The 19,423-nt window shown below is 43.6% G+C and carries 17 protein-coding genes; 6 read left to right on the forward strand and 11 right to left on the reverse strand.

The annotated features are described in order from the left end of the window. Positions 1-14 precede the first annotated feature (14 nt). The 5 genes from JMX82_RS05730 to JMX82_RS05750 form a co-directional block, all read right to left on the reverse strand. The gene (locus JMX82_RS05730; protein ID WP_201539819.1) at positions 15-926 is read right to left on the reverse strand and encodes an ABC transporter substrate-binding protein; all 912 of its coding nucleotides are present in this window, start codon (positions 924-926) and stop codon (positions 15-17) included. 102 nt (positions 927-1,028) lie between these two features. Beyond that, positions 1,029-1,955, reverse strand: a complete 927-nt coding sequence (locus JMX82_RS05735; protein ID WP_201539820.1) for a transporter substrate-binding domain-containing protein — start codon at positions 1,953-1,955, stop codon at positions 1,029-1,031. A gap of 32 nt (positions 1,956-1,987) precedes the next feature. After that, complete coding sequence (locus JMX82_RS05740) at positions 1,988-2,788, reverse strand: transporter substrate-binding domain-containing protein (RefSeq protein WP_173936682.1); 801 nt, start codon at positions 2,786-2,788, stop codon at positions 1,988-1,990. A 311-nt stretch (positions 2,789-3,099) separates the two neighbouring features. Continuing rightward, positions 3,100-3,897 carry an ABC transporter ATP-binding protein gene (locus JMX82_RS05745; protein ID WP_045443533.1) on the reverse strand — a complete coding sequence of 266 codons (798 nt, stop codon included), beginning with the start codon at positions 3,895-3,897 and terminating at the stop codon, positions 3,100-3,102. 566 nt (positions 3,898-4,463) lie between these two features. Continuing rightward, a complete protein-coding gene (locus JMX82_RS05750; RefSeq protein ID WP_201539821.1) occupies positions 4,464-4,787 on the reverse strand; it encodes a hypothetical protein in 324 nt (107 codons plus the stop codon). Between the two features lie 449 nt (positions 4,788-5,236). Between JMX82_RS05750 and JMX82_RS05755 the strand changes: the two genes are divergently transcribed. From JMX82_RS05755 to JMX82_RS05775, 5 genes are all read left to right on the forward strand, one after another. After that, positions 5,237-6,538 carry a glutamate-5-semialdehyde dehydrogenase gene (locus JMX82_RS05755; protein WP_201539822.1) on the forward strand — a complete coding sequence of 434 codons (1,302 nt, stop codon included), beginning with the start codon at positions 5,237-5,239 and terminating at the stop codon, positions 6,536-6,538. 181 nt (positions 6,539-6,719) lie between these two features. Beyond that, complete coding sequence (locus JMX82_RS14350; protein WP_201539823.1) at positions 6,720-7,415, forward strand: ribonuclease domain-containing protein; 696 nt, start codon at positions 6,720-6,722, stop codon at positions 7,413-7,415. Between the two features lies 1 nt (position 7,416). Next, the gene (locus JMX82_RS05765; RefSeq protein ID WP_045453580.1) at positions 7,417-7,785 is read left to right on the forward strand and encodes a barstar family protein; all 369 of its coding nucleotides are present in this window, start codon (positions 7,417-7,419) and stop codon (positions 7,783-7,785) included. Between the two features lie 89 nt (positions 7,786-7,874). Further along, positions 7,875-9,149, forward strand: coding sequence for a sodium/glutamate symporter (gene gltS / locus JMX82_RS05770; protein ID WP_045453577.1), 1,275 nt, complete (start codon positions 7,875-7,877; stop codon positions 9,147-9,149). Between the two features lie 142 nt (positions 9,150-9,291). Beyond that, the gene (locus tag JMX82_RS05775) at positions 9,292-9,540 is read left to right on the forward strand and encodes a DUF2164 domain-containing protein (protein ID WP_055123463.1); all 249 of its coding nucleotides are present in this window, start codon (positions 9,292-9,294) and stop codon (positions 9,538-9,540) included. Positions 9,541-9,665: 125 nt separating this feature from the next. On the opposite strand, the gene JMX82_RS05780 is transcribed toward JMX82_RS05775, so the two are convergent. From JMX82_RS05780 to JMX82_RS05800, 5 genes are all read right to left on the reverse strand, one after another. After that, complete coding sequence (locus tag JMX82_RS05780; protein ID WP_201539824.1) at positions 9,666-10,121, reverse strand: hypothetical protein; 456 nt, start codon at positions 10,119-10,121, stop codon at positions 9,666-9,668. A 224-nt stretch (positions 10,122-10,345) separates the two neighbouring features. Further along, positions 10,346-11,092, reverse strand: coding sequence for a type 1 glutamine amidotransferase (locus tag JMX82_RS05785; protein ID WP_201539825.1), 747 nt, complete (start codon positions 11,090-11,092; stop codon positions 10,346-10,348). Positions 11,093-11,182: 90 nt separating this feature from the next. Next, positions 11,183-12,439 carry a serine hydroxymethyltransferase gene (glyA, locus tag JMX82_RS05790; protein WP_055123466.1) on the reverse strand — a complete coding sequence of 419 codons (1,257 nt, stop codon included), beginning with the start codon at positions 12,437-12,439 and terminating at the stop codon, positions 11,183-11,185. A gap of 458 nt (positions 12,440-12,897) precedes the next feature. After that, positions 12,898-13,401: a chorismate--pyruvate lyase family protein gene (locus JMX82_RS05795; RefSeq protein WP_201539826.1), complete on the reverse strand. Its 504-nt coding sequence runs from the start codon at positions 13,399-13,401 to the stop codon at positions 12,898-12,900. 61 nt (positions 13,402-13,462) lie between these two features. Then, positions 13,463-14,836: a GNAT family N-acetyltransferase gene (locus JMX82_RS05800; protein WP_201539827.1), complete on the reverse strand. Its 1,374-nt coding sequence runs from the start codon at positions 14,834-14,836 to the stop codon at positions 13,463-13,465. A gap of 733 nt (positions 14,837-15,569) precedes the next feature. Here JMX82_RS05800 and JMX82_RS05805 point away from each other — a divergent pair. Then, the gene (locus JMX82_RS05805) at positions 15,570-17,789 is read left to right on the forward strand and encodes an NADP-dependent isocitrate dehydrogenase (RefSeq protein ID WP_201539828.1); all 2,220 of its coding nucleotides are present in this window, start codon (positions 15,570-15,572) and stop codon (positions 17,787-17,789) included. A gap of 325 nt (positions 17,790-18,114) precedes the next feature. Here JMX82_RS05805 and icd read toward each other — a convergent pair whose 3' ends face one another. Next, positions 18,115-19,374: an NADP-dependent isocitrate dehydrogenase gene (gene icd, locus JMX82_RS05810; RefSeq protein ID WP_201539829.1), complete on the reverse strand. Its 1,260-nt coding sequence runs from the start codon at positions 19,372-19,374 to the stop codon at positions 18,115-18,117. Positions 19,375-19,423 lie beyond the last annotated feature (49 nt).

Raw genomic sequence — 19,423 nt, forward strand, 5'->3', positions numbered from 1 at the left:
ACATATTTTAAGACTTATTCAGCAGGTTTTTCTGTCGGCTCAGTAGTGACCGTCGAGCTTGATGCTGGAATCGCAAAATATTTTTGATTGATTTTATCGTAAGTGCCATCCGCTTTAATATTGACCAATGACTTATTAATTTTTGCTTGCAATGCATCGCCTGGACGCACCGCGATGGCAAAATTATCATTGATGTCAATCTCTTGACCTTTGAGCGCATACTGACTGCCTGAGGTGGAGCCAAGCCATTCTAGCGCTGGCAGCTTATCAGACACCATCGCATCGACACGATTCGAACCCAAATCCAAAAACGCATTACTGAGCGTGTCATAAAGCTTCATGTCAGCATTCGGATAAACCTTTTCTAACCACTGCGAAGAAATGGTCGAGCGCTGAGCGGCAATAGAGTGCGCATTGATATCATCGCTATTGCTAGGATCAAAGCTGCTGTCTTTTTTGGCCAAAAACACCAAAGTATTGCTAAAGTACGGCTCCGTAAAGCTGACTTGTTGCTCACGCTCAGGCGTCACCGACATAGCGGCCACAATCGCATCATACTTACCCGCTTTTAGACCGGGGATAATACCGTCCCAATCTTGCGCCGTGATTTCACATGTTACCTTCATATCGGCACAGATAGCGTTGGCAATATCAACATCAAAACCACCAAGGGTGCCATCCGCATTGGTATAATTAAAGGGAGCATAAGCGCCTTCGGTACCAATACGTAACACATCACCCGTCGCTGCGGTCTCAGCGGCGTCTGGGCTGACATCATCATTTGCATCATTTTGACCATTGCTACATCCTGCTAAGGTTAAAAGCGCCGCCATCGCAAGCAAGGGCGCTGAAAAACGTCGCGCCTTGATGCCATTGATAACGGATGCGTTCGCGATTGCACAGTGTTGGTCAAAATGGTTATTCATGATCATCCTTGGGGTTTGTGAGTAAAATAACACTCATCTCTATGAGTGAATATCGCCATACGTGACAGCCATATCAGCCGAGCACAGAGATGAGCTATGATATTAGTTAGTCGCCGCTTCAGCTGATTCTTCTTTCACTTCAACAGCATCATCACCTTCAACCACCATCACTTCTTTTACGTCGGTGGTTGCCACGGCTTTTTGCGCAGCAGCAGTAGAGCTGGTGCCAAAATAGCTGCCTGTGATTTGGTCATAAGTACCGTTTTCTTTTAATTCAGCCAACGCTTTATTGAACTTAGCGACCAATGGATCGCCTTTACGAAGCGCGATACCCATGGCATCTTCGTCGGTGCTGATTTCTTGTCCTTTCACTTCATAGTCTTTGCCAGCATCCGTTTTTAGCCAATCGATGCCAGTGACTTTATCGGACATCATTGCCCGTACGCGACCTGAAGTCAGATCCAGATACGCATTGTCTTGGGTATCATAAAGCTTGATATCAGCATCTGCATGTTCATCCTGCAAGTACTGTGAAGCGACGGTTGAGCGCTGTGAGGCAATGGGCTGACCTTTTAATGCATCGACGCGAATGTCATCACCTTTTTTACCAATCAAGATAATGCCAGTGTGAAAGTACGGGTCAGTGAATTCAACCACTTCTTTACGCTCAGGCGTGATCGACATACCTGCGATAATTGCATCGAATTTTTGGGCATTTAGACCAGGAATGAGACCATCCCAATCTTGTGAGATGACTTCACATTTCGCTTTCATTTGTGCACACAGAGCGTCGACCAGCTCAATCTCATAACCAATTAACTTGCCATCAGCATCGGTATAACTGAACGGCTTATAGCTTGATTCGGTGGCAATTTTTATGTTCATAGGTGCATCGGCTGTGGTGTCAGCTGCCGCACCATCTTCTGGCGTGGTGCTATTATTACAACCAGCCAGCATAAGCATCGCGGCACTTAATGGCGCAAGCCAAAGCACCTTAGTTTTTAATGATGATGTCATTGATATTGTCATGTTTGCTATTCCTTCATTTTTCAATCAGAAGATTATTGACCAAAGTTCGCTTGCTCAAGACGTGCCAGCTCACCGTTACTACGGATTTCGCTGAGTGCTTTATTAAAGTCGTCTCTGAGTGCGTCACCTTTACGAACAGCAATGGCAATATTGTCGTCATTGTCAATTTCGTCACCAACGATACCAAAGCCTTCAGGGTTGTCTGCCAACCATGATTTGGCAGAGACTTTTTCCGCCAATACTGCATCGCTACGACCAGACTTTAGATCCAGATAAGCATTGTCATAATTGTCATACAACTGCACAGTATTGCCGTCTTTGCCTTCATAGTTATCTTGTAAATAAGCGCCAGGCGTGGTTGAACGTTGACCACCAAGTGTCAAGTTTTTGATCGCCATAGGATCAAAACTGCCTTTGGTATCGGTCAGCCAAACCATCGTATTGGCAAAGTAAGGCTCGGTAAAGTCGACTTTTTCTTGACGCTCAGGTGTAATAGACATACCCGCAATCACTGCATCATATTTTTGTGCTAAAAGACCCGGAATAATACCATCCCAATCTTGAGCGACGATTTCACATTTGGCTTGCATCTGTTTACATAAGGCATTGGCAACGTCAATATCGTAGCCTGCCAAGCTGCCATCAGCATTGGTGTAGTTAAAAGGAGGGTAAGCACCTTCAGTCGCGATACGAATGGTCTTGCCAGCCGTTTCTGCTGCAGTGGCGTCAGTGTTGCTATCAGTAGTTTCATTAGCCGGTTGACTACAGGCGCTCAGCATCAATGCGGCGGTAACGGTCATCGATGACCACAATAGGCGAGAATTCGACATCATACATTCCTTAAATTCTGATGGGTTTTTAATGTAGGGTTCTGATATTTTGTTCTCTGACGTCCCTGCCAGACAAGCAATATAGATAGCAGAATACACAAGCAGCCGTCATTATCGACCACCTGTAAACCTTTTGATAATACCTGAGTAAAATATCAAAAACAAACGTTTTACATACCGACTGTTATTAACGAGTAATAAACGGTCAACGCTGCTTACTAAGCAGTAATTTTATGCTTAAAATAAAATGACGATAGGGTGGTAAGAATATTACCACCCCATTTTTGCATATAAAACGGATACTAAATACGAGGCTAGTTCTGACGATGCGATGCCATAAAGTCTTTGACACGCTCAGAGGTAGGATTATCAAAAACTTGCTCGGGCGTGCCAATCTCTTCAATCACGCCTTGATGCAAGAACACCACTTTGCTTGATACTTCTCTCGCAAAACGCATCTCATGGGTGACGATAAGCATAGTACGCCCCTCTTCTGCCAACTCACGCATGACGGCGAGCACTTCATTGACCAGCTCAGGATCTAAGGCTGAGGTTGGCTCATCGAATAGTAGCACCTGTGGCTGCATGGCAAGCGCACGGGCAATTGCCACACGCTGACGCTGACCACCAGATAAATTCGCTGGATAGGCGTCTTTTTTATCAAGCAAACCGACTTTATCGAGCAGTTTTTCAGCATCGCTAATGGCTTGATCTTTTTTAATCTTTAAAACCTGCGTTGGTCCTTCGATGATGTTTTGCAAAATCGTTTTGTGCGGCCACAAGTTAAAGTTTTGGAAGACAAAACCCACGCGCGCGCGCAAGTTTTCCAATTGCTTGATATCGACCGCTTGCAGCTCACCTGACTTGGCAGGCTTAAGCATCAGCTCATCATTACCGATAATAATACGACCTTGATTGGGTTTTTCGAGCAAATTAATGCAGCGCAGCAAGGTAGATTTACCTGAGCCTGATGAGCCCAAAATAGAGATGACATCACCGTCATATGCGGTAAGGGACACTCCTTTTAGAACTGCCAATGAGCCATAGCTTTTATGGACGTCTTGTAAATCTAAGGCGATAGGCCGAGTCGGATCTTTTGCAATATCAAGCATGGTTCAGCAGACTTCCAATAAATATGAGTGAAAACACGAATAAAAATGAATAAAAAATAGCGGCATAGGCAGCATAAATAGTATCAGCATCAATCATAGCATTATTGTGATAAGGCAATGATTCGTGACACAAATAGAAAAAATGTCACATTGTCTCTTATTACACAGCAAAAAGGCAAATCCTGTATTGAACCAGATGCTCAATCAACGCTGAATCAGTGGTAAATAAATATTAATAAGCCACTAAATAGCTAGGGCGTGTCTTCATTTCAAAAATGGAGATAAAAATGAGATAAATTGCCGTCAAACAAGAAAAATAGCGTAGATAATATCGGGATATTAACAAGCTATTTGACGATGTTTGGCAATATTTATCCATTTTTAGCCCATTTAGATGACTATTGAGTGAATTGAAGACACGCCCTAATATAAAAAAGCCCAGACTGTATTTACAGCGCTGAGCCTTATTTTATCACTTTCGTGTACTGGGCGTAGTTTTATCTGATTATCTAGTTTTATTCGCTTATATCATCAACTAATAATAATCAGTTAATCAAAGTAGCGATTTAATACGTCGAGACATGTTCTTCGCTCTCAGTACCATCCAGCACTTCGGCGTCATCTGCTGTTGCCACCGCCACATCATCATTATTATCCACTGCCATGCCATCATCGGCGCTAGCAACTGCAATATCATCGCCATCACCTGCTGTCGCAACACCAGTAGCTTCATCCTCTACTGCTGTTTGTGCATCAACGGCTGGAGCAGTTTCCATAGGGGCTTCCTCTTTCTTACTGCAAGCGCCCAATGTCAATGCCGCGGCAACCAAACCAACTGTCAGTAAGCTTTTACGCGTGGTGTTGTCGATACTGTCATTTCTAATAGCCATTTTTATTCTCCATCATTATTTCATTTATTGAATTGTATTTGACGAGCAACCATTCGTACATGAATGTCTGCCCTTTAATTGCTTTTTGATGCACCGTTAAGCTCTACTATACGTATGATTAATGCTAGCTACCTTAGTAGTTACAACACAGTTCTGTTAAAACCACGTAACCGAAAGCTTGTGTTTTTGCTTTCTCTAAAACGGTGCTTGTATCATGAAATGGCAAGGACTCAGTAATGGTAAAGTCAGTAAAATGACGCGACGACAATGCTCATAAACGCTATGTAAAGCAGGCACTGTTCACAAAATCATCTTTACTATCGCCTCAATCTCCTCTATGTTAAATAGCATAATACCTGACAGGTATCAAAATCATCTTTTTGCCACATTTTCGCCTTTTTGGGCGCTTTCATTTGCTTAAAACATTTATAACATAAGGGAAATAATTTATGAGTCAATCGAATACCACAGACGTTACTGCCTATATGCAAGCTGTCGGCAAGCAAGCACGAGCGGCTTCTCGTGTGCTGGCTGCGGCAAACACTGGTGACAAAAACTCAGCATTAATGGCGATTCATGATGTGTTAAAAGAGGCCAAATCAGATATTTTGGCCGCCAATAAAATCGATATGGATAATGGACAGAGCAACGATTTAGAGGCAGCCTTACTGGATCGCTTAGAGCTAAATGATGCCCGCTTTGACGGCATGCTCCAAGGGTTAAAAGATGTCGCCTCATTACCAGACCCTATCGGCGAAGTCACTGACATGACCTATCAGCCATCAGGGATTCATTTGGGTAAAATGCGGGTGCCGCTCGGCGTGGTCGGCATGATTTATGAGTCGCGCCCTAACGTGACCTTAGAAGCGGCTTCATTGGCGCTAAAATCAGGCAACGCTATTATCTTGCGCGGCGGCTCTGAAGCGTTTGAATCCAATCAAGCGATTGCCAAGTGTATCTTGGAAGGACTACAAAAAGTCGGGCTGTCTGAGCACAGTGTGCAAGTACTACAAACGACGGATCGTGCTGCTGTCGGCGAGCTGATTACCATGACAGATTATGTCGATGTCATCGTCCCACGCGGTGGCAAAGGATTGATTGAGCGTATCAGCCGCGATGCTCGCGTTCCTGTCATCAAGCATTTAGATGGCAACTGCCATACCTTTATCGATAGTGATGCGAATGCCGAAATCGCCATCAAGGTCAGCGTCAATGCAAAAACCCATCGCTACGGTACGTGTAATACCATGGAGACGCTATTGATCGACGAATCAGTTGCGGGTGAGCTATTACCTAAGATTGCCGAAGCCATCATCGCCGCTGATGATGCGATGCAATTGCGCCTTGATGACAAGTCGCAAGCCATCTTAAATGACAATGCTAAGCTTGCTGGACATCTGTCTGCGGCCACTGCTGAGGATTGGGATACCGAATATTTAGCGCCTATCTTAGCGGTAAAAGTTTTGTCAGGTATTGACGAAGCCATTGAACATATCAACACTCATGGCAGCCATCATACCGACGTTATCATCACCGACAATTATACCAAGTCGCAACGTTTCATCCGTGAAGTCGACTCGGCGAGCGTCATGATTAACGCCTCTAGCCGTTTTGCTGATGGCTTTGAGTATGGATTGGGTGCCGAGATTGGCATCTCGACCGATAAAATCCACGCTCGTGGTCCAGTAGGACTTGAAGGTCTCACCTCACAAAAATGGATCGTGTATGGTCATGGTGAGACTCGCGCCTAACGTCTTGTCGCTTAGCCTATCATCCACTCTCTCATTTAACGTATAATCCACAAAAAAACGCCAGCTCAGTTGCTGGCGTTTTTTAGTAGTGTCAAATATGTTATATATGCGGCATCAGAACCATATGTATGGTAGAAATCATGCGGCACGATAATAAAACAGGCGATAGGAAAGTGGGCTTATGCAGAGTGGTAAAATCAAGCACTGGAATTCAGATAAAGGCTATGGCTTTATCGATGTAGACAACCAAAGTGAAGACGTGTTTTTTCATGTGAGTAAAGTGCGATTATCACAGCCGATAACCGTTGGTCAAAGCGTCTATTTTAATAGTGAGCGTAATGATAAAAACCAACTACGGGCCACTGAAGTCACTTCCGACGAATTGAGTATTTTAGCCACTCCAGACTCAAATATAACCAATCACTATTCAAATACTGGCAGCCGAAACAAGAGAAGCTTAGGATCTACCCTATTTAGTGTGATTGCCCTGATTGCCGTTGCTGTTTATTTTTTTGGTGATTTGTCGTCTGGGTTTTTGACCGATAGTATTGACCCAACGACGGTATCACAAACCTCATCCGAGAGCCAGCCAGCAAAGACAAGCGGCGTCACGGGCGATGCTCAGACAGACAATACCATTGCCCTTATTCAACGAGGCGGGCCATTTCCTTATCCTCATAAAGATGGCACGACATTTTATAATCGTGAGGGCAGATTGCCCACGCAGTCACAAGGCTACTACCGCGAATATACCGTGCCGACCCCTGGCGTGTCACATCGCGGTGCACGGCGTATCGTCACAGGTGGTCATCCGCCGACTGTGTATTACTTAACCGTTGATCACTATGATAGCTTTCGCAGACTGGACGTAAAATAATATGAGTAAAGCCATCCACTATATTAATCTGGGTTTTGACCAAGATATTAACCAAAAAACTACAGCACTAAATGCTAGCATGCCCGCTCAGACTGTTAACATACCGGTAGACGAGATACTCAATAAAACCACATTATTAACAAACTTAGCCAATGCCTGTGATTTTCCCAGCTATTTTTCACATAACTGGGATAGCGCATGGGACTGTTTAACGGACAGCGAAGTGACTCACCTGATGCTGGATCTAACAGCGGTGAAAAAAATAAACACCGAAGATTTTAATGTTTTCAAAAGCATCATCGAAGATGCCTACAGAGATTTTGGCAAGCCGCAATTATGGGTTATTATGCCGTCCGTGGATGATGCCTAGTCGCCTATCACCACACAAACCTGAATTCGAGATAAAACCATATTTATCCCGAATTCAGGTTAATTTATTTTTATAGAAAGGATTAATATATGGAAATTACCCTAAACGGCTATTACACGCTGATACTAGCCACTCTAGTGCTGCTGCTTGGGCGCTTTTTGGTCAAGAAAATTAAATTCTTAGAAGATTTTAACATTCCAGAGCCTGTTGCTGGTGGTTTGGTCGCGGCAATAGTGGTCTATATTCTAAATATCATTTGGGGATATAGTTTTAACTTTCATCAAGGGTTACAGACGGCTACCATGCTGATGTTTTTTGCCTCTATTGGTTTGAGTGCTGATTTTAGTAGACTCAAAGCTGGTGGTACGCCATTGTTGATTTTTACCATCGTTGTGTCCGTTTTTATCGTCTTGCAAGATGTCGTTGGTGTGGCCATGGCAAGCGCGTTGGGACTTGATCCACTGCTTGGATTAGTGACAGGTTCTATCGCCCTGACTGGTGGTCACGGTACGGCAGGCGCTTGGGGTATCACCTTGGAGCAAGATTACGGTGTGGTCGGTGCAACGACGCTTGGTATCGCCGTTGCCACCTATGGCTTAGTCGCTGGTGGTATCATTGGCGGTCCTGTGGCCCGTCGCCTGATTCAAAAGCTGGGGTTAAAACCAACACCTGCCAATCCCAATCCTAGTGACATCGAAAAAGTCGCTGGTGCGCAGTCGCTTTATAGCACCAAACATGACGAAGATTCAGCGAGTAGCAATAAAGAAATTTTCGAAAGACCTGACAGCATGCGCTTTATCACCGCCTCTTCTACTATTGAGACATTGGCATTGTTTGCCGCAGCGTTGGCTTTCGCCGATGTCATGACGCTTGTTGCGCAAGGCACGTGGTTTGAGCTACCTACCTTCGTTTGGGCGTTGGCAGGTGGTGTGATTATTCGTAATGTCTTAACCACTATCTTTAATTTTGATATGTTTGATCGCTCTATCGACGTATTTGGTAACGCTTCTTTGAGTCTGTTCTTAGCCATGGCGCTGCTGTCATTGAAGCTATGGCAGCTGACTGATTTGGCAGGGCCTGTGTTGATTATCTTATTGGTACAGACGGTCATTATGGTCGTTTATGTCTATTTCATAACCTTTAAGGTGATGGGTAAAGACTATGATGCAGCGGTCTTGTCAGCTGGACATTGTGGTTTCGGTATGGGTGCGACACCAACGGCGATTGCCAATATGCAGGCGGTCACGGATCGCTATCTGCCTTCACCTAAGGCATTTTTGATTGTGCCAATGGTTGGTGCATTCTTTGTCGATATCGTCAACGCGACGATCTTGCAGATATTTACTAAACTGCCGTTTATGTAATTTTATAAGCAATAAAGTCGAATTAACCTGAATAAGGCTGGGCTACGCTATCGTAACCCAGCCTTTTTTATTGGTTATTCAACCTTCCTATAAAGGTATGATTGAACTAAGCTAGATCATTACCTAGTATTGAGAGAATGATATGAGTAAAGACAAACTTATCAAGTTATCGAAGGAAGAGGAAGAAGCGCTGTTAGATAATTTGAGAGATTATATGAGCGAAGAGTTTGATTTGGATATCGGTAATTTGCCTGCCAAGTTCTTATTCGATTTTATGGTGGACTTGATCGGCTCTAAAATATATAACCAAGCCATCGATGATGCTGAGCCTTGGTTATATGAGAGATTTATGGGCATATTAGAAGACAGTCATGCGTTGAAGAAGGATTAGCTACTATTTTCTACGACACAAAAAAACCGCCTAGCCATTCAGCTAAGCGGTTTTTCACATCAAACTAAGACGCTCAAGTTTTAAAATACTTCAAGTAACAAATACTTAAAGCAAATTTATATATATTAAAGCATAAACCCAACCACATTGAGCTTGTTCTCTTCTGCAAACTCAAATAACTTATGAACATGATTTAAATTCTCAAGAAACGTATTCAAACCTTCTTGGCTCTCTGCTTCGTGGTAACCGATGTCGTGTACCAATTTTTTTAAGTCTGTCGCGGCAAACGCTTTGACAATCTTAGGCGCGACGGCCACATCATATAATAGCCCGTCATGCTGCTCATGCAGAGGCGTGTTGTCTGCCAAAAATAACAGATCGCACAAGGCGTAATGTCCTTCTCCCAACAGCTCAATCAATTCTTCCGTATAGTGTTCAAAAGATGCTTGTTTCACATCCAAGTATTGGTTGTCACGATTTTCTCTTAGCTCATCAAGTGTAATACTACCATTTAGCATACTTGCTAAATTTTCCTCACGAACACTACAAAAACAAAATGACATAGATGTAGAAATAGGCATCGTACTCCCCTTATCTGTTATTAAAAATAAAAACCACCTAGCAGAAGCTAAATGGTTCTTTCTTCAGTTCAATGAGATTGTATAAAAGATAGGTCGCAGGTTAAGTAATCAATAGCGAGTATTATTATGTAAGTAAGATAAGTAAAACCCACAGTCTTGACTGGTTTGCTCATCTGTCATTTTAGCGCTTTTCTTTATACTGAATTTTCACCTGCTACAGATTATTAATCGCGTTTCACTGAATTATCTAGCATGGTCGAGAGCCATGCATTGTTATCTGCAATATACGTGTCCCCTAGTGCTAGGATCTCATCAGCCGCTTGCACAGAGTCAGGATGATCAATCATCGCTTCTTGTATATACGTCTGTCCATGTGACACCATATCTACCATACTCTTGTTAGTCACTTCAAAATGACATTGCCAACCAAGCACCCACGTACCTAATTCTTTATGCTTTGATGTTTGATAAACAAAACCTTGATTGGCCCAAGTATGTGACGTTGCAATTGGCATCGCGCCTTTGGGACACTCAAAACCATCGCCATGCCAATGAAATACAGTGAATTCATTCTTTGGCAAATCTGCTAGCAGCGGATGCGCAAGCCCCTGTTCGGTCAATTGAATGGGCAGCCAGCCAACCTCTTTTATGCCTGATGGCGCAACTTTCGCCCCCAAGCTATCTGCAATCAGTTGTGCACCCAAGCAAACACCAATCACGGTTTTTCCGTCATTAATACTTTGCTGAATGAAAGATTTTTCATCAGCTAACCACTGAAAGTCACTTTCATCATGAATGCTCATTGGTCCACCCATAACGACTAACCAATCAAAACTGTCTTGCGCGGGTAATGGTTCATTTTTATAAAAACGTGTGACCGTAATACTATGGCCTCGATTATCTGCCCACTGCTTGATATGGCTGAGCTCTTCAAAATCAACATGGTAAAGAGCATGAATTCGTAGCATCATCAAATTATCCTTTTATTAAAAAAATAAAAACCGCCTAGCAAACGCTAAGCGGTTTTTGTTATACAGCTCTCAAAAAGAGTCAGTTAAGACTTACTGATTTTTTTCGTAAACTGGTAGCTCTTTGCAAATCGCTTCTACTTTACCGCGTACTTCAGTAGCGACGGCTTCATCACCGCGACTATCTAGTACATCACAAATCCAACCTGCCAAATCACCCGCTTGCGCTTCGTTGAAGCCGCGAGTAGTGATTGCTGGCGTACCGATACGGATACCAGACGTCACGAACGGAGATTTTGGATCATTTGGTACGGCGTTTTTATTCACAGTAATATGCGCATCGCCAAGCCATTTGTCCGCCTCTTTACCCGTCATTTCTTGCTTAACTAGGCTGATCAGCATGAGATGGTTTTCAGTACCGCCAGAGATGATTTCATAGCCGCGGTCTTGAACCACTTTTGCCATCGCTTTAGCGTTTTTAACCACTTGCTGCTGATAAGTAGAAAAGTTATCTTCTAACGCTTCTTTAAAGCAAACCGCTTTTGCCGCGATGACATGCATCAACGGACCGCCTTGGTTACCTGGGAATACGGCAGAATTGAGCTTTTTAGCAAGTACTTCATCACGCGCCAAAATCATGCCTGAACGTGGGCCACGTAGGGTTTTGTGCGTAGTCGTTGTAACCACATCAGCGAACGGTACTGGGTTTGGATAAACACCACCAGCAACTAGACCAGCAACGTGCGCCATATCTACTAGCAAATAAGCACCAACTTCATCAGCGATTTCACGGAAACGCGCCCAATCGACTACCTGTGAATACGCTGAAAAACCAGCAATAATCATTTTAGGCTTATGCTCTTTTGCCAAACTTTCAACTTGGTCATAATCGATAAGACCAGTGCCTTCGACCAAGCCGTACTGTACAGCATTGTAGTTCAGACCTGAAAAGTTAATGTGTGCGCCGTGAGTCAAGTGACCACCTGCGTCTAAGCTCATGCCTAGTACGGTGTCATTTGCTTCAAGTAACGCTAAAAATACGGCAGAGTTTGCTTGGCTACCAGAATGTGGCTGGACGTTGACGTACTCAGCACCGAACAACTCTTTTGCACGATCAATCGCCAATTGCTCTACAACGTCTACATGCTCACAACCACCATAATAACGCTTGCCAGGATAGCCTTCAGCGTATTTGTTGGTTAGATCTGTGCCTTGCGCTTCCATCACTGCTTGCGAGCAGTAGTTTTCAGACGCAATCAATTCGATATGGTTTTCTTGACGAACGCTTTCTGCAGCCATCGCTTCAGCAAGTACTGGATCAAAATCTTTGATAGAAATATCTTTAAACATAGTGATGTCCTAGGTAGTGACTGTCATTGAAAAATGTCGTTGAAAAGAAGCTTATAGGCTGCCCACAATAAAACAATTACTGTGTCAACGTCGCTCAAAGTACCAGCGGTACTTTTACGCTCAGTTTTATGGTATGACCATTATTGTGAATTGAGTCTATTAGCAAAGATAAGTAGGAGTAAGCAGAGGCAATAGGCCTGTCATTAACTTGTCCAATTCGGCAATAAACTCGATACGCGCTGGCATCAAAATCATCGCTAAACATTAAGTGTAACATGAAAATTTGTGCGGTGAGCGCAAAAAAACCTCACTGTAAGCTGAGTGAATTAAATGGTGATATAACGTAGATAAATAGCCAATAAAATAAATGGTTTACCGCTATCATATTGCTCCTAGCCTGTTGTTGGTCAGCAGATTAGTAGCAATATTTATCTATTGACTGGCTACTTAACGGATATTTAACTGTCAGTAGCGACAAATGCTGGCAAGAAAGTTTCGCTGATCAGCAGCTGGCGACCATACCAATCATAACGTGTTTGCCGTTGCCAGCCCTCACTTGTCTGCTGGATAAAACGCTGATTGGGCAAAGTCCGGCTGCGTTTAAATAACACATAACCGATGGGTGTGCCTTTGAGCTGCTGTAGACGGCGGGCGTGACCTTTGAGACTGGGTAACGGAAAGATACTTTGCGCGGCCACCCACGGGCGCGTGTCATTGCCATACAGTTGCGCTTCACGCACCCATGCTAGCATGGGACGATTCAGCATGGCACCTGTGACATTCAATTGTTTTTTTTGTGCCAATGACAGCAATCGGTAGCCCTCAAAGCTACGCTCCACGCGCAAGGGCTGCCCTGCTTTCACTTCCAACACCGCCGTGAGAGAGCCTGCGACATTGAGCCACGAGAGTAGCTCACTAGGAGGAGACAAATGGGTAAGACAAATAAAAGGAGTACTGGACATAGTTAACGGCTAATAGTGACATAATAATAAAAAAGAAAGCGTTAGGCGTATTAAGCAAAGCCTATTGATTGGTATCAAAGGCTGGCATATTATCCGCATTAAAGGGCAATGCCTCAAACGCTTGCTGACGATACTGCGCCATATGCTCACGGTCTTGGGCGCAAAAATTGGCGATAGCTGGCACAAAACGTGGGTCATAAATACGGTGGATAGAGTGTGTCGTCGTTGGAATAAAACCACGAACCAATTTATGCTCGCCTTGCGTACCGGGGTCAAAGTACGTCAAACCTTGCTCGATAGCAAACTCTAAACCTTGATAATAACACAGCTCAAAGTGCAAGCTGTCGTACTCACCAAGCGCGCCCCAATAACGACCATATAAAGTGGCATTGGTACTATTGGGTTTATCATATAAAAACAGACTACTGGCTATAATTTCACCAGAACTGTCTAGCGCTTGGGCAAGCATCAGATGCTCAGGCATGGTCGCTGCCAATGCCTTAAAAAATTCGATGGTTAAATAAGGCTGTTGCCCACGTATCGCATAGGTCATTACATAACAATGATAAAACGCTTTCCAGTCGTCCTCGGTAATAGCGGCACCGCATTTACGTTGGCAGCTGATACCTTGCTCGGCGACCTTGCGCCGCTCAGCGCGGATGGTTTTACGCTTTTTGGCTTTTAGGGTCATTAAAAAGGCATCAAAATCTGCAAAAGGCTGACTGTCATTGAGCAAGTCTTTATTTTGCCATAAGAACTGGCAGCCTTGACGTTCCAGTATAGGCATGTCAATTGCGGTTGATTCTAAACCATTATCTTGAGCGGCTAGCAAATGCGCTATATCAATATCGGTAGACATAGATGCCGTCGCAATCTTTGCCAGCTCAGGCGTAATGAATAATCCGTGCCAGCTTGAGGCACCTACTTGCTGAGCAATATCATCGACGCCTGCGATAGCTGTCTTTATAATATCGGTGGTTAACGTCTCACCTTTTGCCAACCAAAGCCGCTGACCCGTAATCGGTGTATAGGGCACGCTAGTAACCAGCCTTGGATAATAATCCACCCCATAACGCGCATAGGCTTCTGCCCATGAATGGTCAAACACAAACTCGCCACGATGATGACCTTTGAGGAATACAGGCAACACTGCCACAGGATGCGCAGCTTCGTTAATCGCAGCTTCGTTAATCGCAGAATGGTTTTCGCTATGGTTTTCAGTATTATCAGCGTGGTCTATCGAGCTGTCGCTCTGACTATCTGCGACACGATGTACCAACACAAATATCGGCAACCAGCCTGCCTGCTCACCAATCGCGCCAGTGTCAGCTAACGCTTGCCAAAAAGCAAACGACATAAAAGGGGTATCGGGGGTTTGCCAGTCTGTTTGACTCTGCCAGCTGGTGTCATTGAGTAATGCATATTGTAAACTCATAATACTCACTATTTATTTTTATATGGGCGTAGTTTTTTATACCTTGTTTTGTATATGACTAGCCTAGCAAAATTCTACTCAAACTCTGTCACAATTATGCTCTCATAATTTTCAGATATTACGAATAAAAAAGATAATAATGCTCTCTCGATAATAGAAACTATCCCAATACAGTCATCTCTAAAACATAGATGATTTGGTTTGTCAGCTCATTTCTGACAGAAGAGTAAGAATCACTTAGTCACGACTCATATCTATGATATGACTGGCAGTTTTTTGAATAATGATTGTATTATTCATCGTTTTATGACGAATATTAGCAGGCAGTGTTTGTATAGAAAGGATGAAATTTTTATCGATGACTGGTAGAATAAGGCTCTTAACAGCTTAATGTAATTAAGACATATTAGAAACAACCGAAAACACTACACTTAGTTCATTATGCGATATTGACATCGTATCAGATTTATAATCAGTTAACTATGATGTAGCGTCCGCACTCTATTTTTAAGTCATTCATATGAGCAGGTCGTTCAGACAAGACAGTCAAACTGCCGCTTAACGAAGAAAAATTCTAAGCAGACTTGATGGTCTCCAAGAAATTGGCTACAAAAAACTCGCGACACATTATTTAGTATCGTTGCATGATCCATTATTACATCAGAGCTGTATGGAATTATTAACTTATATTTGAGCCTTATTATTAATTACAACTAAAAGGAATGCCCAACTAATGTCTAAAATTATTTATACAAAAACTGACGAAGCACCAGCGCTAGCAACCTTATCATTTTTGCCAATTGTAAAAGCTTTTACTCAAACAGCAGGCATCGAAGTTGAAACCAGCGATATCTCTGTTGCTGCCCGTGTGTTGGCTGAGTTCCCAGAGTACTTAACGGAAGAGCAGCGCGTTCCTGATAATCTGGCTGAGCTGGGTCGTCTGACTCAAGATCCAGACACCAATATCATTAAACTGCCTAATATCAGTGCTTCTGTTGGACAGCTAAAAGCTTGTATCAAAGAATTACAAAGCAAAGGCTACGCTATCCCTGATTTTCCAGATGATCCTAAGACAGAAGAAGAAGAAGAGATCCGTAAGCGTTACGGCAAAAGCTTGGGCAGTTCTGTCAACCCAGTATTGCGTGAAGGCAACTCAGATCGCCGTGCACCAAAAGCGGTTAAAAACTATGCACGCAAGCATCCACACTCTATGGGTGAATGGAAGCAATGGTCACAGACCCACGTATCGCACATGCACAGTGGCGATTTCTATGCTGGTGAGCAATCTATCACTTTGGATAAAGCACGTACTGTACGTATGGAGCGCGTGGCTGAAGACGGCACTATTCATGTCTTCAAAACAGGTATTGCCTTGCTGGACAAAGAAGTCATCGACTTGATGTTTATGAGCAAAAAATCATTGCTTGAGTTTTATGAGCGTGAAATGGAAGATTGCCGCGAAGCTGGTATCTTGTTTTCACTGCACGTAAAAGCCACGATGATGAAAGTATCGCATCCTATCGTGTTTGGTCATGCGGTCAAAACTTATTATAAAGATGCCTTTAATAAGCATGGCGCTTTCTTTGACGAGCTAGGTATCAACGTCAATAACGGCATGGCAAGTTTGTACGAAAAAATCGCTGAGCTACCAGCCAGTAAACGTGAAGAAATCGAACGCGATTTACATGCTTGCCAAGTGCATCGTCCACGCCTAGCGATGGTTGATTCATCAAAAGGTATCACCAACTTCCATTCACCAAGTGATGTGATTGTTGATGCCTCTATGCCTGCGATGATTCGTTCAGGCGGTAAAATGTGGGGCGCTGATGGCAAAATGTATGACTGTAAAGCGGTCATGCCTGAATCGACCTTTGCTCGTATCTATCAAGAAATGATTAACTTCTGTAAATGGCATGGTAACTTTGATCCAACCACCATGGGTACGGTTCCTAACGTTGGTTTGATGGCACAAAAAGCAGAAGAGTATGGCTCGCATGACAAGACTTTTGAGGCGAGTGGTTCAGGGTTGGCTCGTATTGTCGATGAAGATACTGATGAGGTATTGCTTGAGCAGCAGGTTGAAAACGGCGATATTTGGCGCATGTGTCAGGTTAAAGATGAGCCTATCCAAGATTGGGTAAAACTTGCCGTACGCCGTGCCCGTGAATCAGATACGCCTGTTATCTTTTGGCTAGACCCTTACCGTCCGCACGAAAACGAGCTGATCAAAAAAGTTCAAACTTACTTAAAAGATCATGATACGACAGGCCTGCATATTGAAATCATGTCACAGGTTCGTGCGATGCGTTATACGCTAGAGCGCGTTGCCCGTGGTCTGGATACTATCTCTGCGACCGGTAATATTTTACGTGATTACTTGACTGACTTGTTCCCAATCCTAGAGCTTGGCACAAGTGCGAAAATGCTGTCAGTCGTACCATTAATGAAAGGCGGCGGTTTGTTTGAAACGGGCGCTGGTGGTTCTGCACCTAAACACGTTCAACAGTTGTTAGAAGAGAACCATTTACGTTGGGATTCATTGGGTGAATTCTTAGCCTTGACCGTCTCTCTGGAGCATTTGGCCAGTCACGATAACAATGCTAAAGCGCAAATCTTGGCGGATACATTGGACACGGCGACAGAGAAACTGTTGTTAAACAACAAAGGTCCATCACGTAAAACAGGTGAAATCGATAACCGTGGTAGTCATTTCTATCTGGCGATGTACTGGGCACAGGAGCTTGCGGCACAAGATAAAGATGCTGATCTTAAAGCAAAATTTGCACCACTGGCAGAAAAGCTTGAGAGCAACGAAGCGGCTATCGTCAAGGAGCTGAATGAAGCTCAAGGCAAGCCTGTCGACTTAAAAGGTTACTACTTGGCAGATGAAGCATTGGCTGAACAAGCGATGCGTCCAAGCACGCTATTCAATGCAGCAATCGCCTCATTGTAATGGAGTTGTGTGCTAATACAGCAAACAATTGGGCTTAATTTTCTTTATTTATAAAGACTTTTGAACCCAGTTAGGTAAAATAAAAACACCGCTTAGGTCTCAGACTTAAGCGGTGTTTTTTATGCTTGAACATAAGACAGTACGTTTAAAACGTTACTTTTAAAATATCACTTATAAACAGCAAAAAACTGCCAATAAAAAAGCCACCTACATAACTGTAGGTGGCTTTTTGACATTGATAAGTTCAGCGATACTTTTGTGAATATAGATACTTTTATCAATACTATAAAATTCTAATAACTGCTGACTCAGCTCTATATACTTTTTAAACATCCATGTGCTTGATAACCGCTTTACCAAACTCAGAAGTACTGAGCAAGATAGCATCTGGCATGAGGCGCTCAAAGTCATAAGTGACCGTTTTATTAGCGATAGCACCTTGGATACCACTGATAATGAGATCAGCGGCTTCTGTCCAGCCCATGTCTCGTAACATCATCTCAGCTGATAAAATTAATGAGCCAGGATTTACTTTATTCTGACCCGCATATTTAGGTGCTGTGCCATGAGTTGCCTCATAAACTGCAATTGCGCCGCCTTTGTTAGCGCCCGGTGCGATACCAATACCGCCCACCTCGGCTGCTAGGGCATCTGAGATATAATCACCGTTTAAGTTTAGCGTCGCAACGACTGAATAATCCGCAGGACGCATCAAGATTTGCTGCAAAAAGGCATCAGCAATAACATCCTTGATAATAATATCATTGCCTGTTTTTGGATTTTTCATTGTCATCCAAGGACCACCATCTAATAATTCTGCATCGAAGCGTTCTGCTGCCAGCTCATAGCCCCATTCCTTAAATGCGCCTTCGGTATACTTCATAATATTGCCTTTGTGCACTAAAGTCACACTGGGCAAATCATTATCGATAGCATGTTGAATGGCTTTACGCACCAGACGCTGTGAGCCTTCTTTGGATACTGGCTTGATACCGATACCGCAATCATCATCGAAGCGGATCTTCGTAACGCCCATCTCTTCTTTTAAGAATTTGATGATTTTCTTAGCATCCTCACTGCCCGCTTTCCATTCGATACCTGCATAGATATCTTCTGAGTTTTCACGGAAAATGACCATATCTGTCAGCTCAGGATGCTGAACAGGACTTGGTACACCTTCAAACCAACGAACTGGGCGTTGACAGACATAGAGGTCAAGCTCTTGACGTACCGCCACATTCAATGAGCGAAAGCCACCGCCAACTGGCGTGGTCAATGGGCCTTTGATACTGATAACATAGTCTTTTAAAATCTCTAGCGTCTCGCTTGGCAGATAGTCACCATCGTATATTTTAGCGGCTTTTTCGCCGAGATAAGCCTCCATCCAAATGATGGACTGTTTGCCATGATAAGCTTTCTCCACGGCCGCATTGACCACTTTTATCATGACAGGCGTGATATCGACCCCGATGCCATCGCCTTCAACGAACGGGATGATAGGGTGATTGGGTACATTTAGCGACAGATCAGCATTTACGGTAATTTTTTCGCCGTCTCTTGGGACGATAACCTTCTCATAAGACATAGATAAAACTCCTTGGTTGTATGTTAGATATCGCAAGCATCCTTAGCAT

This window comes from Psychrobacter sp. 1044 (assembly GCF_904846525.1).
In the GTDB taxonomy this organism is placed as follows: domain Bacteria; phylum Pseudomonadota; class Gammaproteobacteria; order Pseudomonadales; family Moraxellaceae; genus Psychrobacter.

Coding starts and splice junctions, on each gene's coding strand:
- JMX82_RS05730 (WP_201539819.1), bottom strand. CDS start 926: ATGAATAACCATTTTGACCAACACTGTGCAATCGCGAACGCATCCGTT.
- JMX82_RS05735 (WP_201539820.1), bottom strand. CDS start 1,955: ATGACAATATCAATGACATCATCATTAAAAACTAAGGTGCTTTGGCTT.
- JMX82_RS05740 (WP_173936682.1), bottom strand. CDS start 2,788: ATGATGTCGAATTCTCGCCTATTGTGGTCATCGATGACCGTTACCGCC.
- JMX82_RS05745 (WP_045443533.1), bottom strand. CDS start 3,897: ATGCTTGATATTGCAAAAGATCCGACTCGGCCTATCGCCTTAGATTTA.
- JMX82_RS05750 (WP_201539821.1), bottom strand. CDS start 4,787: ATGGCTATTAGAAATGACAGTATCGACAACACCACGCGTAAAAGCTTA.
- JMX82_RS05755 (WP_201539822.1), top strand. CDS start 5,237: ATGAGTCAATCGAATACCACAGACGTTACTGCCTATATGCAAGCTGTC.
- JMX82_RS14350 (WP_201539823.1), top strand. CDS start 6,720: ATGCAGAGTGGTAAAATCAAGCACTGGAATTCAGATAAAGGCTATGGC.
- JMX82_RS05765 (WP_045453580.1), top strand. CDS start 7,417: ATGAGTAAAGCCATCCACTATATTAATCTGGGTTTTGACCAAGATATT.
- gltS (WP_045453577.1), top strand. CDS start 7,875: ATGGAAATTACCCTAAACGGCTATTACACGCTGATACTAGCCACTCTA.
- JMX82_RS05775 (WP_055123463.1), top strand. CDS start 9,292: ATGAGTAAAGACAAACTTATCAAGTTATCGAAGGAAGAGGAAGAAGCG.
- JMX82_RS05780 (WP_201539824.1), bottom strand. CDS start 10,121: ATGCCTATTTCTACATCTATGTCATTTTGTTTTTGTAGTGTTCGTGAG.
- JMX82_RS05785 (WP_201539825.1), bottom strand. CDS start 11,092: ATGATGCTACGAATTCATGCTCTTTACCATGTTGATTTTGAAGAGCTC.
- glyA (WP_055123466.1), bottom strand. CDS start 12,439: ATGTTTAAAGATATTTCTATCAAAGATTTTGATCCAGTACTTGCTGAA.
- JMX82_RS05795 (WP_201539826.1), bottom strand. CDS start 13,401: ATGTCCAGTACTCCTTTTATTTGTCTTACCCATTTGTCTCCTCCTAGT.
- JMX82_RS05800 (WP_201539827.1), bottom strand. CDS start 14,836: ATGAGTTTACAATATGCATTACTCAATGACACCAGCTGGCAGAGTCAA.
- JMX82_RS05805 (WP_201539828.1), top strand. CDS start 15,570: ATGTCTAAAATTATTTATACAAAAACTGACGAAGCACCAGCGCTAGCA.
- icd (WP_201539829.1), bottom strand. CDS start 19,374: ATGTCTTATGAGAAGGTTATCGTCCCAAGAGACGGCGAAAAAATTACC.